The organism is Enterocloster sp. OA13, from assembly GCF_022440595.1.
In the GTDB taxonomy this organism is placed as follows: domain Bacteria; phylum Bacillota; class Clostridia; order Lachnospirales; family Lachnospiraceae; genus Enterocloster; species Enterocloster hominis.
The window spans coordinates 114,105-128,280 of sequence record NZ_JAKNTF010000001.1 but is presented as its reverse complement, the minus strand read 5'-3'; the positions used below and the strand labels follow the sequence as shown (position 1 = coordinate 128,280).

Annotated in this window: 10 protein-coding genes; 3 read left to right on the top strand and 7 right to left on the bottom strand. The window is 52.7% G+C overall.

Features of this window, described 5'->3' with window-relative positions:
* Positions 1–20: 20 nt before the first annotated feature.
* Positions 21–1,061, bottom strand: coding sequence for an N-acetyl-gamma-glutamyl-phosphate reductase (gene argC, locus MCJ35_RS00555; RefSeq protein WP_008721411.1), 1,041 nt, complete (start codon positions 1,059–1,061; stop codon positions 21–23).
* A 322-nt stretch (positions 1,062–1,383) separates the two neighbouring features.
* On the opposite strand from argC, the gene MCJ35_RS00550 reads away from it, so the two are divergent.
* A complete protein-coding gene (locus tag MCJ35_RS00550; RefSeq protein WP_008721409.1) occupies positions 1,384–2,616 on the top strand; it encodes an argininosuccinate synthase in 1,233 nt (410 codons plus the stop codon).
* A gap of 104 nt (positions 2,617–2,720) precedes the next feature.
* Here the strand turns inward: MCJ35_RS00550 and MCJ35_RS00545 are convergent, their stop codons facing one another.
* The 4 genes from MCJ35_RS00545 to MCJ35_RS00530 form a co-directional block, all read right to left on the bottom strand.
* On the bottom strand, positions 2,721–3,146 hold the full coding sequence (locus MCJ35_RS00545; protein WP_240299312.1) for an HIT family protein: 426 nt from the start codon (positions 3,144–3,146) through the stop codon (positions 2,721–2,723).
* 70 nt (positions 3,147–3,216) lie between these two features.
* On the bottom strand, positions 3,217–4,524 hold the full coding sequence (locus MCJ35_RS00540; protein WP_008721407.1) for a TRAP transporter large permease: 1,308 nt from the start codon (positions 4,522–4,524) through the stop codon (positions 3,217–3,219).
* Positions 4,524–5,021 carry a TRAP transporter small permease gene (locus tag MCJ35_RS00535; RefSeq protein ID WP_025483482.1) on the bottom strand — a complete coding sequence of 166 codons (498 nt, stop codon included), beginning with the start codon at positions 5,019–5,021 and terminating at the stop codon, positions 4,524–4,526. The genes MCJ35_RS00540 and MCJ35_RS00535 overlap by 1 nt, the downstream gene beginning before the upstream one ends.
* A gap of 80 nt (positions 5,022–5,101) precedes the next feature.
* Complete coding sequence (locus tag MCJ35_RS00530; RefSeq protein ID WP_025483483.1) at positions 5,102–6,097, bottom strand: TRAP transporter substrate-binding protein; 996 nt, start codon at positions 6,095–6,097, stop codon at positions 5,102–5,104.
* A 413-nt stretch (positions 6,098–6,510) separates the two neighbouring features.
* On the opposite strand from MCJ35_RS00530, the gene MCJ35_RS00525 reads away from it, so the two are divergent.
* Positions 6,511–7,659, top strand: a complete 1,149-nt coding sequence (locus tag MCJ35_RS00525; protein WP_240299311.1) for an iron-containing alcohol dehydrogenase — start codon at positions 6,511–6,513, stop codon at positions 7,657–7,659.
* A gap of 182 nt (positions 7,660–7,841) precedes the next feature.
* Positions 7,842–8,957: a GntR family transcriptional regulator gene (locus MCJ35_RS00520; protein WP_008721403.1), complete on the top strand. Its 1,116-nt coding sequence runs from the start codon at positions 7,842–7,844 to the stop codon at positions 8,955–8,957.
* A 7-nt stretch (positions 8,958–8,964) separates the two neighbouring features.
* Here the strand turns inward: MCJ35_RS00520 and MCJ35_RS00515 are convergent, their stop codons facing one another.
* Together MCJ35_RS00515 and MCJ35_RS00510 are read right to left on the bottom strand one after the other, a co-directional pair.
* Positions 8,965–9,456, bottom strand: a complete 492-nt coding sequence (locus tag MCJ35_RS00515; protein WP_008721402.1) for a GNAT family N-acetyltransferase — start codon at positions 9,454–9,456, stop codon at positions 8,965–8,967.
* A gap of 156 nt (positions 9,457–9,612) precedes the next feature.
* A complete protein-coding gene (locus MCJ35_RS00510) occupies positions 9,613–13,980 on the bottom strand; it encodes a DEAD/DEAH box helicase (RefSeq protein WP_240299310.1) in 4,368 nt (1,455 codons plus the stop codon).
* Positions 13,981–14,176: the final 196 nt, after the last annotated feature.

The following is a 14,176-nucleotide window of genomic DNA, read 5'->3' as shown; positions in this document are numbered from 1 at the left end:
TAATTCCTTTCCCGGCCAGCCTATGGAAATACAGGAATCTGCTTCAGCCCCGTATTCTCCGGAAGACCGAACATCAGGTTCATGTTCTGGATGGCCTGGCCTGCCGCCCCCTTCACCATGTTGTCAATGGCGCCCATCATCACAATCCGCCTGGTTCTTGGGTCTATCTTAAAGTTCACGTCCGCAAAGTTGCTGCCCTCCACCCAGCGGGTCTGGGGCACCACATCCTTCTCCAGGACGCGGACAAAATATTCATCCTCATAATACTTATCGTAAACAGCCTTTACCTCTTCATAGGTAACTTCCTTTGTAAGGGAACCATAGGCAGTCACCAGGATTCCCCGGTTCATGGGAACCAGATGGGGAGTGAAGCTGATGGTCACCGGCCGGCCCGCCGCATAGGACAGCTGTTCCTCAATCTCCGGCGTATGTCTGTGGGTACCCACGCCGTACGCCTTGATATTCTCATTCACTTCGCAGTACAGACTGTCCATCTTGGCTCCCCTGCCGGCGCCGGATGTGCCGGACTTGGCGTCAATGATGATTGTGCCTGGGTCTACCAGTCCCTCCTTCACCAGCGGATAGACAGATAAGAAGGAGCAGGTGGGGAAACAGCCCGGATTGGCAATGAGCCTGGCGGTTTTCACCTTGTCACGGTTGACCTCAGGCAGTCCGTATACCGCTTCCCCTATGAACTGCGGTGCGGCGTGGGTCAGTTTGTACCACTCCTCATATACGGATACATCCTTAATCCTGAAGTCGGCGCTTAAATCAATGACCTTAACCATGGACAGGATTTCCTCGTCCACCAGGGATGCGCACAAGCCCTGGGGCGTTGCCGTGAACACCACGTCCACCTGTCCGGCCAGTTCCTTCATATTATCATCCATGCATTCCTCATCCACGATTTTATACATATTCGGGTACAGGGACGCATATTTCTGTCCGGTGTAGCTTCTGGAACCATACCACTTAATCTCTATGTCATCCCTTTGGAGCAGAAGCCTTGCCAGCTCCCCTCCCGCATATCCTGTGGAACCGATAATCCCTACCTTAATCATACTCAGTCTCCTTCATCCATATTTCTTTATTCACTATTCACATTTCTTCATTCATATTTCTTCATTTACATTTATAATTATAATGTAATCATCTTCCTTCGCATTTTCATTATAGTTACTTTTCCTTTAAAAGGAAAGCTTGTTTTGTGGTTTTTATCCACTGTATTTCCCTGCTTGCTTCCCGATTTTCATAATTATACATTACAAATGCATAATATGCAAGTTTTTTTAAATATTTTATTTTTCCGCTTGCATTTTCCTGCATAATGTTGTATATTTATGAAAGTTCATTGAGATATGATATTTTCAGGAGGATATAAATATGAAAGAGAAAGTAATTTTAGCTTATTCCGGCGGACTGGATACAACCACAATCATCCCGTGGTTAAAAGAAAACTTTGGATATGAAGTAATCTGCTGCTGCATTGACTGCGGCCAGGGCAATGAGTTAGACGGACTTGACGAGAGGGCCAAATTATCCGGCGCTTCCAAATTATACATAGAGGACCTGGTGGATGATTTCTGCGACAACTACATCATGCCTTGCGTAAAGGCCAATGCAGTGTATGAGTATAAGTACCTTTTAGGCACATCCATGGCACGTCCCGCCATTGCAAAATGCCTGGTTGATATTGCCCGCAAGGAAGGCGCTACCGCCATCTGCCACGGCGCCACAGGCAAGGGCAATGACCAGATCCGTTTCGAGCTGGGCATCAAGGCCCTGGCTCCTGACCTTAAAATCATCGCTCCATGGCGTATGACCGATGTATGGACCATCCAGTCACGTGAGGATGAGATTGAATACTGCAAGCAGCACGGCATCGACCTTCCCTTCTCAGCTGACAACAGCTACAGCCGTGACCGCAACCTCTGGCACATCAGCCATGAGGGCCTGGAGCTGGAAGATCCGTCCAAGGAACCGAACTATGACCATCTGCTGATGTTAAGCGTAAGCCCTGAGAAAGCGCCTGACGAAGCCGAGTACGTTACCATGACCTTTGAAAAAGGCGTTCCCACCAGCGTTAACGGCGAGAAGATGAAGGTTTCCGACATCATCCGCAAGTTAAATGAACTGGGCGGCAAGCACGGCGTGGGCATTGTTGACATCGTGGAGAACCGTGTGGTGGGCATGAAGTCCCACGGCGTGTATGAGACTCCGGGCGGAACCATCCTTATGGAAGCACACCAGCAGTTAGAGGAACTGGTATTAGACCGCGCCACCATGGAGGCCAAGAAGGACATGGGCAATAAGCTGGCCCAGATTGTATATGAAGGAAAATGGTTCACCCCTCTGCGCGAGGCGGTCCAGGCATTTGTTGAGTCCACCCAGGAATATGTTACAGGCGAAGTGAAATTCAAACTGTACAAGGGTAACATCATCAAGGCCGGAACCACATCCCCCTACTCCTTATACAGCGAATCCCTGGCGTCCTTCACAACAGGGGATTTGTATGACCACCATGACGCCGACGGCTTCATCACACTGTTCGGACTGCCCTTAAAGGTCCGCGCCATGAAGATGGCTGAGGCAAAAGCAGCCAAGAAGGATAATTAATTAATAGGAAAATGCCCCGCAACCAGGTTTATTGATGTATGGTCCTGGTCCGGGGCATGCTTTTTGCCTGTGTATCTGTGTATATTAATGTTCGGAGCTTATTTTCAACCCAGTATTTCCTTCCTCAGTTCCTCCACCATTTCCTTATATTCCTCCTCCGGCAGAAGCACCTTGTCCACGTCATCATGGAATGCCTCGCCCCACTGGAGGCCGCCTTCATACTTGGGAACCACGTGCACGTGGACATGGGGAACGCCGTCGCCAAAGGTGGCATAGTTGATTTTATCAGGCTGGTACAGGTTCCAGACAGCCTGGGCCACCTTTGCCAGTTCCCCAAAATAGCCCCTATTCTCCTCCGGTGTCAACTGGAAATACTCCGTCTTATGGTCCTTAAACATCACGATGCATCTTCCCTTGTGCTTCTGGTCCCGGTTCAGGTACACGGTGGAATAGTCCAATTTACACACTTCTATCATCAGGCTTTTGAGTTTATCTCCATTTTCACAGTAAAAGCAATCGTTCATCATCATTTCCTCCATATTATATATCATTCTTAGGTATCAGTGCAATCCTGTCAATGTCATATTCCAATCATATCCGTCACTTCACCAGGCCCAGCATGGACGGAATCCACATGGACATGGCCGGAACATAGGTTACCAGCAGCAGCACCACTGCAATAGCTGCAAAGAAGGGAAGCAGCGTCTTAATCACTCCCTCAATGGATATCCCAACCACCTTGCAGCCCGTAAACAGGATGACCCCAACCGGCGGCGTGATGGTCCCGATACACAGATTAAATACAATCATGATACCGAACTGGACCGGGTCCATGCCAAAGCCCTGGCAGATGGGCAGGAAGATAGGCGTGAAAATCAGCACGGCGGGCGTGGGGTCCATGAAGGTGCCCACCACCAGCAGAATCACGTTCATCAGCAGGAGGATTACGTATTTGTTGCTGCTAAGTGTCAGCATGGCATTGGCAATCGCGTTGGGAATCATGGTATAGGCCATCACCCAGGACATGATGGATGAAACCCCAATCATGAAAATAACGATACATGTGGTCTTGCAGGAACTCAGGATAATGGCCGGAAGGTCCTTCACCTTCAGGGAGCGGTAACAGAAGCTGAGTATCAGTGCATAGACCACTGCAATGGCAGAACCTTCCGTTGCAGTGAACACGCCCTTTAAGATGCCGCCGATTACAATGATGATCAGAAGCAGGCTTGGAAGGGCATCCAATATTATCCTGACAGCCTCCTTGGGTGTGACGGAAAAGGATGATACATAGCCTCTCTTTTTCGCCATATATCCGGCAATGACCATCAGGGAAATACCCCAGGCAATCCCCGGTATGTAACCAGCCATGAACAGGGCTGCCACGGAAACGCTTCCCGCCACGGTCGCATACACAATCAGGGTATTGCTGGGAGGAATCAGCTGGCCGGTGGGGGCAGAAGCGATATTGACCGCCGCCACATAATCCTTGTCATAGCCCTCTTCCAGTTCAATGGGCGCCATGGTGCCGCCGATGGCCGCGGCTGCGGCCGTACCGCTTCCGCTGATTGCGCCGAACAGCATGTTAGCTACAATATTGGTCTGGGCCAGGGAACCCGGCAGACGGCCGCTGATGAGCCTGGCGCAGTTTACCAGGCGGATGGCGATACCCCCGTTATTCATGATATTGCCCGCCAGGATAAAGAAGGGGATGGCCAAAAGGGAAAATGAATTCACTCCCGTGAACATCTTCTGGGCACAGGTCACAATACCCGGTCCAAAGGGAAGTATGGTAATCATGGCCAGTGCAGAGGACATACCGATACTGATACCGATGGGCACGCCCATGACCAGCATGACGACCACCGAAACAATCATTATAATTCCAGCTACTACAGCTACATCCATCACGCTTCCTCCTTACCGCACACTGTATGTTTAAACTCCTTAAGGAGCTTTGAGACATTGTAAAAAAAGTAAAATACAATACTGATCCCGCTTAAGGGAATGGCCGCATAGATGATTCCCATGGAAATCTGCAGGGCGGAATCCAGCTGTCCCATCTGACGCATAGCGCCCGCATATCCACCTGCCACCATGACCCCAAGGCCGAACAGGGCAATGATGACCTCGCCGATGATGTCACACACAATCCTTCCCCTTGGTGGCAGCTTATCCTTTACAAACGGGATGTTCATGTGCTCCCTCAGGCCGAACACATAGGCGGCGCACAGCAGCACCATCCACACAAACATATACCTCGCCAGTACCTCGCTGACCGCGCTTGGCTTATTAAATATATACCGGGTGATTACCTGATAGGAAACCAGAATGGTCATCACCGACATAAGGGCAATACAGCTGGCCTCCAGGACCCGGTCAAATAATTTCTTCATCTTCTCCATGTCATTTCCTCCTAGTTATGGGCGCCAAACCGCCTTCCTCCGGCTGTTTAGGCGCGATACATACCATCCCCGTCCAAGGACTATCTGGCCAGGGCGCGTATCCTGTCGTACAGTTCCCCGGCAAAGGAAGAACCGCTGACCGCTTCCTCATGAAGCTTTTTACAGTTTTCCTGAAACGGCCGGATATCCACATCCACGAATGTAACGCCCTGTTCCTTTGCGGCTTCCTTTGCAATCTCAATCTGTTCATTCCACAGGTCAAACTCATCTTCCACCGAATCGTTCAATATCCGGGTCAGAAGCTCCCTGTCCTCCGGTTTCATCCGTTCAAGATACGCACTCTCCGCAATCACCAGGTCAGGAATCATCACGTGCTGGGTTCTGGAGAATACCGGCGCCACCTCGTAGTGTTTCAGGTCCACATATGTAATCTCATTGTTCTCCCCTCCGTCCAGCACGCCCTGCTGGATGGCGGTATATACCTCACCCTGGCTCATGGGGGTTCCCACGCCGCCCATATACTTCATCATCGCAACCATGGTAGGCGATTCCATGACACGGATTTTCATGCCGTCAAGATCCTTTGGGGTTTCAATGGGCTTCTTCGTGTATACGTTCCTGGAACCGGCGGTATAGGCTGCCATGACCTCAAACCCTTCCTCCTTAGTGGATTCAAACAGCGGGTCCAGTACGCCTGAGGTAAATACCTCCTTCTGGTGTTCCTGGGAATCAAAGATATATGGAAGGCCCAGGATTGAAAAATCCTTATTATAGTTTTCCACCATGGCATTGTTGACAATGGCCATCTGGATTGCTCCGTTCTGTATCAGCTCCAGGGTAGCCCTCTGGTCCCCCAGCACCTCGTTGGGATAAATCAGGAACTCATATCTCCCCCCGGTGGCTTCCTTAAACTTCTCACCTGCGCGTTCCAGAGCCTGGTAATGGGGATGGGTGGGCGCCTGATTGTAGGCAATCCTTATAATCCCTCCGTCTAACTGCCCGCTGTTCCCGGAACACCCGGTACAGGCCAGTCCCATGACCAGCGCACCCATGGCCAGCAGATATCTCTTTTTCATGAAATATTCCTCCTGTCGGTTATTTTGATACAACCTGTTGTGTTTTTGCTATTTTGTTATCCCCTTGTATCTCAAATATTAGCACATGTTGTGTTCTTTTTCAACCATTTTTTAATAATTTTTATGGAAAATGTATCCTTTCCATATTATGCTTTTCATTTTTAGCTACCAGTTGTATCTTTTTCTCAACTTTTTTACATTTCCCTATTGACATCATGGTTTTTTCGGTATATTATAAGGGCATATTCAAATACAACCTGTTGTATTATAATCCCTATGTGATTTACCTGCCACATTAATGATTATTACCATTTAACAATCACTACCATTTAACAATCATTACCATGTAATAATCATTACCATCCACTTTACCACAAATAAACCATATGAAAACATTCAGGAGGATTAAAACCATGTTCGAAATCGTAAACAACCGCCAGGTCATCTTCGGAGAAAACAAGATCAGTGATATCCCGTCCCTCTTAAAATGGTACGGATGCAAGAAGGTATTCTTTGCTACATACAGCAGCATCGCTGACAGCTACCATAAAATCGCAGGACTTTTAGAGGAAGCAGGCATTGGACACGTATGCTATGACCAGGTTGCCGGGGAGCCGGACCTGCATATGATCAACGGAGGCAGGGACATATTCCTGGCCGAGGGCTGCGACTGTACCCTTGCACTGGGCGGAGGAAGCGTGATTGATACGGCCAAGGCCATCGGCATGCTGGCTGTCAACGGCGGCAACGTGGAGGACTACCAGATGAACGGGAAACAGGTCACCGCGGTTCCGCCCCTGTTCATCGCCGTCCCCACCACCTCAGGCACCGGGGCAGAAGCCACCAAGACCAGCGTGGTGCTCAACAACTACAACGGACTTAAGAAGAGTCTGTACCACACCACCATGATTGCGGACATCGTCATCCTGGACCCCACCCTTACCACCGGGCTTCCAAGGCACATAACGGCTGCAACCGGGATGGATGCCCTGAGCCATGCCATTGAATCCTACGTTTCCTTAAACGCCAGCCCGATGACTGAGATGTACGGCCTGAAAGCAATTGAACTGATAAACAAAAGCCTTAAGGATGCATGTGATGATCCACAAAACCTGAAGGCCAGAGGCGACATGATGCTGGGCAGTTATCTGGGCGGCCTTGCCATCACGGCAGGAATCGGAATTGCCCATATCATGGCACAGCCCCTCGGCGCCATGTATAAGATTCCCCATGGCGATGCCTGTTCCATCTTCCTTCCGGCTGCCATGGAGCTGAACATGGATCATGCAGAAGCCCGGTATGCCAGGATTGCAGAGGCCCTTGGCGTTGCAGAACCGGAATCCACGGACCGGGAAAATGCCAGGAGGGCCGTTGCCCGCGTAAGGGCAATCCGCGAGGAGATCGGAGCGCCGGTGTGTCTTGCCCCCTATATCAAGGAAACCCCTGACATGGACTTCATCATTGATACGGTGAAAAAGACCACAGGACATATCACCTGTAATCCATGCCCCCTGACAGAACAGCTGATGAAGGATGCATTTGAAAAAGCAATGGAACAATAGGACACGGGACGTATTTGGAAATCATCCGCATACCCACCCCCTCCCCATTCTGTCAGGCGCAAGTTCTGTCTTGAGATTTCATGCATTCCATGATAATATTTATAAAGATACAACATGAGGTATGTAATGGCGTGTTTAAACATTCATCACTGCCATGTGCCTGAAGGAACGGAGGAACCATTGTGGCCCAGAAAGAAAACAAGACATTTTTATATAAAAGAGTGTACCAGGACCTGAAGGAACGGATTCAGGACAGTGAATATCTGAGGGATGCCCTGCTTCCCTCAGAGCGTGAAATCGGGGAAACCTACCAGGTAGACAGGACAACGGTGCGCAAGGCGCTGCAGCTTCTGGTGGACGACGGACTGGTTGAGAAAAGGGCGGGCAAGGGCACGGTCGTGGTATGGCGCCCCCAGGAATCCATGCCCCAGGTCCAGGTCCCCTTTAAGCCCGGCAAAAGGAACGGTCCCATTGCATTCCTGCTGCCAAAGGGTGACAACAACAGCTCCCGCATCACCCAGCCATTTTATGCCCAGCTGTTTTACCGCGCTGAAAAGGAGTGCCACAAACAAGGCTACACCCTGATTTATTCAACCCTGGATGAGTCTGACGACTTTGACGGTCTGGTCCAGTCCCATGGTTTTTCCGGCATATTCTTTGTCAGCAATGTGGCTCACAGGCATCTGGACCGGGCAATCGGGCTGGGAATCCCGGCCATCCTGGTCAACAGCTATTACAACCAGATGACCTCCATCCTCTCCGATAATTTCTGCGGCACCTACAACGCCTGCCGCTATCTCATCGAAAGGGGGCACAGGACCATTGGAATCATCAACGGGGACAGCCGTTATACCACCAGCATTGAACGCCGCCGCGGCTGTGTCACCGCCCTGCGGGAAGCCGGGCTGACCCTGAAAAATGAATACTGCCTGGGCGGCACCTCCTGGGAGTTTGAGGCCGGACTTGCCGCCGTGGAGCAGATGCTGGCAAAAAACGCCTCTTACCCCACCGCCCTTGTAGCCTTCAACGACCGCCTTGCGCTGGGAGCCATCCAGGCCATCCGCCAGGCAGGCCTGAAGGTCCCTGACGATATCAGCATCATCGGATATGACAATTCAGACCAGGCAAAATACTCGGTCCCCAAGATAACCACCGTGGAAATCCACGCATCCCTCATGGCCCAGACCGCTGCCCGCATGCTGTTCCAGCAGATTGACGACTACGAAGTACTGCCCGTGAAGATATTGACACCGGTAGAACTGGTGGAACAGGACAGCGTATGCCAAAGGGAATCATAACAGAATATTACAGCACGATATAATGGGGAATGATATCCTCAAAGCTGCCGTCCTTCATCAGGAATCCGCCGGGTATGACGCCCAGCTGGGTAAATCCCAGCTTTTGGTACAGATGAAGGGCGGCTCCATTGCTTTTGACCACCGCGTTAAACTGGAGGATTCCATATCCCAGCGCTTTCCCCTGTTCCATACAGTGGCGTACCAGCTTTTCGCCAATCTGACAGCCGCGCATGTCCCATCTGACCGCGTAGCTGGCATTGCATATATGGCCGCACCTTCCCACATTATTGGGGTGCAGGATGTATAGGCCGGCAATCTCCCCGCTGTCCCCGTCAACCCCAATCCCGGTATAGGACTGTCCCATGAAAAATTCCTCTCCCGTGGATTCTGTGAGACATTCCATTTGGGGAAATGCATTCCCCTCCTCTACGATATGGTTCCATATCCGGATTGCCTCTTTTGTGTCTTCCTTTGTATATTCCCTTATCTGTATGTCCATGTGATATCCCTTCCTGTGATGTGTCGTGATGCGCTGTAAGCTTTAACATATCGTGATGCGCCGTGATGTATCCCGATGTACTCCTATCCGTAATATATCATGTTTGATGTGATACATCATGAGGTATCACATCAAACATTTAAAAACACGATATGGTCAGCGGTACAGCACGTAATCGTTCATTTCCCTGGAAAACCCAGCCCTCTTCAAAGTCTCCCCTGTCCCTTCAGGATATTCCCGGACAATCAGCCGCTTCAGCTCCGGGAACAGACGTTTTCCCTTGAAATCGTTGACAAATACCTGAAGCGTCTGTTCCAGGCCTTGGGATTCAAACACCCGTAAAACCCTGCCCTGCCGCTCCAGAACAGCCGTTACCCGCCCGCAGTGAAGGGCAACAGCCGTGCCAGGCACATTGAGGAAATCCCTTTCCCCAGGCTGGACCAGTATTTTGCCCCATATCTGGGCCGGATCAGCGGCGTTCAGCCAGATAATCCCATCTTCCGGAGCCTTCAATGCCGCCGTCACTCCTTCATACTCTTCTTTTCTGATAAACTGGGCACCTGACATTCCTTCCACAAAGTACCCGCGGCGCACCTGGCCTGTGTATTCCCAGATGCGAAGAAGTTCCATGGCGTTCTGATAATTCATGTCTGACCGGGCAGCCCCGGCGGCCTCTCCTGCGTCCGACCGGACAGCCCCGGCGGCCTCTCCTGCGTCTGACCGGGCAGCCCCGGCCTGACTAAATCCCGGCAGATAAGGCGAACCTGCAAGCCCTGCGGCCGCCCTTCGGAAGGTTTCCCTGCACATGACGGGCTGTTCCTGGAAAATAAGCTCCAGCCACTCTTCCATTTTCTTTGGCTTCAGCGGACGCACAATATCCCATCGGCCCGCGGAAAGCGCCATCACCCTGGCGCTGACCCGCTGTCTGGCCGTGGCCTTCTTTACTTTTTCCCGGTTCTGCCACTGCCTGACCGGGACAAAACTGTCCGCACAGACCAGGCCTTTTTCCGCCAGGCCAAGCAGCAGCTCCTGGGCGCTCTTTTCCTTTGGGATATCTGCCAGGAACTTTAAGAAGCAGGCCCCCCTTCTCTTCAGTTCCCTGTAAATCTGCAGTTCCTCCCCACCAAGGATTCCTTCCATATCCGGCAGCGGCGCGTCCCAGTCAATGTCCTCGTAGCGGCAAAAACAAAGGGCACCGTCCGGGGACATTTTCCAGTAATAATCCCCTTCCGCAAGCAGGCGGTCCAGCATTCCTTCCGAATAATTGCGGACACGGCGGGGCAGCAGGACATTTTCCCAGAAACGGACCGGGAACATCCTCCCGCAATACAGCTCAAGTGTTTTCTTCAGCTGCTCATCGGCCTGGGTGTATGGCTTTGCCCTCCCGGCCAGAAGCGCGGCATAGTGGGCGCCCGGCTGGGTAGCTGTCTCACGGCGCAGGTTCTTAAGGGTGGACTGCCTGGCCCTGTCATAGAGTTTCCTGTGATAGTAAATCCCGTCTGCCTCCACGATTTCACCGCGGCTGCACAACAGCTCCAGGATTACCCCTACCTTTTCCTCCGGCAGGAAATACCGCTCCCCTATCTGCCCCGGTGTGTGTCCTTTGCGGTAACGCAGAAGACGGCGCACAATTGCCGCGGCTTCCTCCAGCCCGTCCATGGAAAATGCCTTTTCATACTCTTCTTCCTGTTCCGCGGCAATCCACAGGCCAGGTTCAATATAGAGGGCGCGCCCCTGGGCTGCCAGGCTTGCCAGCCACTCCACAGGCACGTCAAGCTCCCCTGCCTCCAAATCCCCTTCTGTCATCAGTATGGAATGAAGCTGTGCCTCATCCTGGGGAAGTCTGGTGCGTTCCTGCTGTTTCTCCAGAGCCTCTGGCGCGGGACGGATTCCCTCCAGGTATTTAAGTTCATCATAAACAGCCTGGCGGATGCCGGGTGTGGCAGGGGCATATTCGTACATTTCCGCGGCCTCCACCTGCCATTGCAGGGGCAGGGACATGGGGGAAGGCACATCCGTGCAGACCTCCCTCACATGAATCAGGCCGGCCCGTATCTCGTGAAGAATCTGGATGACGCCGTCTATATCCCACTGGTCTTCCAGACATTCGCGTTTTGTCTCCCGGATCAGGGGATGGTCCTTTTCGTTCATCAGCGAATCCAGCATTTCCGTGCTCTTTAAGCGCTGCATCCACAGCGGCTGCCGGCCCCCCTGCTTCATCCCCATCATCAGCGCCCTGGCAGCGTTATAGCGGAAGGCCATGCCGAACAACGGGGTGAGGGGAAGCATGGCTTCCAGGGTTTCCCTCACCTGGTCAGGTTCCAGCCGGTACAGCAGCCCCTCAGGCATCACCCCGCTGCCATAGGGATACAGAAGGAAGCCGTCCTCCTCGTCCACGCACCCGATATCAAAACCGCAGATATTCCTGACCATGTGCTGAAGCAGAAGCGACAGGGGGCCGTTCACCCTGCGCCCAAGCAAGGCGTGGAGCATGACCTGATGGCACCCGGTGTGGTCGGTAAAATGTTCCACCACGATGGTTTTATTGTCCGGAAGCCCGCCCGTTGACTGTATCTGGCGCTCCAGAAAACCGGATGCATTGATAACCGCAGCCTCATCCATTCCCAGCGCAGACAGTTCTTCCCGGAGCCGTCCCTGCTCATGGGCGGCTTCCAGGCCAGCCAGGATTTTCCCGAATTCCCGGCTGGTCTTTAAGGTGCGCCCCCTGATTTCCCCTTTCCAGAAGGGCAGCCTGGCACCCTCTGCCGGCACCTGTGACACATAGACCGTGTCCTTGTCAATCCCAGTAATCTTCCAGCCAAATGACCCCAGCATGAACTTGTCTCCCAATTGGGATTCATAGACAAATTCCTCATCCAGTTCCCCAAGCTTTACACCGTCCTCCGTCTTGGCAGTGTATAGGCCTTTGTCCGGTATGGTCCCTCCAGCCGCCGTGGCCAGCATACGGCTGTAGGCATCCCCTTCCACCCTGCCATGGATCCGGTCATACAGCACCCTGGGACGGACCGGGATGTCCCGCCTGTGTTCATAATCCCCGGCCAGCATGGACAGGACTGCCTTTATATCTTCCCCGGTCACATCCCGGAAAGGATAGGACCGTTCCAGGACAGCCATGACATCTTCCACGCAGTAGCCTTCCCCATTTGCCATGGAAACCAGATGTTGTGCCAGGACATCCAGGCACATTCTTGGGGGCTTTGTGTGCTCCACACCGCCCTGTCTTGCCACCTGGGCCGTCATCCCGCAGTACACGCTCTCCGAAGCCGTCCTGGGATACATGTACATGACGCTGACCCGGCCCGGGCCATGACCCGCGCGTCCCAGCCGCTGCATGGTACTGGAAACCGTACGCGGACAGCCCACCTGGATCACCAGGTCCAGTTCCCCCACGTCAATCCCCAATTCCATGGACGAGGTGGCGCACAGAAGGCGCAGCCTGCCGTCCCTCAGGTCCTGCTCCACCTCTGCCCGCTGTTCCTTGGACAGGCTTCCATGGTGTACCCTGGCAAATCCGTCCCCGCCCAGGAGATTTACGTAATAGGCTAATTTCTCCGCATACCGGCGCCCCTCTGAAAAGGCAATGACACTGCGGCAGGACAGACACTGCCGGTACACGGCCTGTCCCAGTTCTTCCCACACAGGGTCCTTGCGCCTGCCCTGTGACGGTGTGGTTCCAAGGATTTCAATCCGGATCTGTTTTTCCATGGCCGGCGCGCAGATGACCGCCGGTTCCGGGGACAGGTACGCGGCCGCCAGTTCCAGAGGTTCTATGGTGGCGGACAGGCCGATGCGCTGAAGCGGCCTCCCGCAAAGGCGGTCCAGCCGTGCAATGGACAGCATGAGATGGGCACCCCGCTTCGTGTCAATCAAGGCGTGAAGCTCATCAATGATTACCGCCCTTGCCGTCCTTAATACCTTCTGCCCGGTCATGGAAGTGAGCATCAGGTACAGGGATTCAGGGGTGATGATCAATATGTGGGGCGGATGTTTTACCATCCTCTGGCGGTCCTTCTGAGGGGTGTCCCCGGTGCGGATCCCAACCCGGATATCCAGGCTGGTGGTTCCTGCCGGATGGACATCTCCTGCCGGATGGATTTTTCCTGCCGGATGGATCTTTCCTGCCGGATGGACATCTCCTGCCAAACCAGCATATCCTGTCTGCCGGGCAGCACCCACACGGCGCTCCATCTCCTGCCGGATTCCCTCCAAAGGCCGGTTCAGGTTCTCCTGTATGTCTCCTGCCAGTGACTTTAATGGGGATACATAAATCAGGTACAGTTCCTCCTTAAGGGTCCCCTCTTCTGCCATGGCATACAGACGGTCTATGAAAACAAGGAAAGCAGACAGTGTCTTACCTGTTCCGGTAGGTGCGCTGACCAGGACCGGGTGCCCGGAAGCAATGGCTGGCCAGGTATCCTCCTGGACTTTTGTAGGCCTGCCCAGCGTATCCTTAAACCATTGGGCTGTGGGTTGTGAAAATAGGGTTAATGTATCTGTGGGCATAGTCCCTCCATTTTAGCTTGTATCTGTCAATCGTACCTCTTCCCGTTCCTAAAACATGCCGGTGCTTACCAGATTATATCATTCCCACATTAAATATTCAATCTGCATCACACATGCAGAAAATCCCCGGCCAGCCGGAAGAACCACCTGTCTTCCGCCGCTGTCCGGGGATTATCATTGATAACCATATGATATC